This window comes from Dietzia sp. UBA5065 (assembly GCA_002415925.1).
Taxonomy (GTDB): Bacteria; Actinomycetota; Actinomycetes; order Mycobacteriales; family Mycobacteriaceae; genus Dietzia.
On the sequence record DIAZ01000138.1, the window covers coordinates 11,852 to 12,746 of the forward strand.

The 895-nt window shown below is 78.2% G+C and carries 1 protein-coding gene; it reads left to right on the forward strand.

Going from position 1 to position 895, the window contains the following annotated elements; genetic code table 11:
- Nucleotides 1-864: alpha/beta hydrolase (locus B4M60_RS10770; RefSeq protein WP_291083490.1), on the forward strand; the 864-nt coding region annotated here is incomplete at its 5' end.
- Nucleotides 865-895: the final 31 nt, after the last annotated feature.

Consider the following 895-nt stretch of genomic DNA (forward strand, 5'->3'; position numbering starts at 1 on the left):
GGCGCGGGCCGGGCCGGCGCGGGCGGGGCCGACGGCGAGGCGACGCCGGGGCTCGAGGCACTTGCCGCCCACCTGGCAGCGGATCCCCGCCGGCACCTGCTCGCCTTGCACGCCGACGGTCGTGCGGTGGTGGCGAGCGCCGACCCGGACGGCGCGGACCGGGTGGTCACGCTGGTCCCGGGGACGGGCTCGTCGCTGGAGTCGATCGACCGCACGGCAGAGCGCGCGGCGGCGGTGTGCGAGGCCGGCGGGGCCGACCCGCCCGCCGACCCGCCCGCCGGCACGCCCTCCGGCATGTCGACCGAATCCTGCGTCGCGGTCTCGTGGCAGGGCTACGACGCCCCGGACTCCGTCGCCGCGGCCGGGGTGTCGGAGGCGCCGGCGCGGGAGCACGCGGCGGACCTGCGGACGTTTGCCGCGGGCCTGGACCGGGTGGAGGGCATGGACGGCGACGACGCCCCGCATTCGGTGGTGGGGTACAGCTACGGCTCGGCGGTGGTGGGGGCGGCGGCCGCGGATCCGCGGGGGCTGGCGGCCGACCGGATGATCCACGTGGGCAGCCCCGGCGCGACGGTCGACTCGCTGTCCGACCAGCGGGTGGACGAGGCGGGCCACGCCCGGCCGGCCGGGCGTGAGGAGGTGGTGGGCGTGGCCTCGCGCTGGGATCCGGTGCCGTGGTGGTCGATCTCCGGCGTGCTGGGCGAGCGACCCGGGACGCCGGAGTTCGGCGGGCTGGCGGTGGACGTCACCGAGCCGGGGTCCGTGGCGGGTCCGGACGCGGTGCGTGGCGCCCACTCCCGCTATTTCGACCCGGGCACGGTGTCGCTGGAGGAGATCGGCCGGCTGGTCGCGGAGACCGACTGAGCCCGAGACCGAGTGAGTCCGAGGCCGGCTG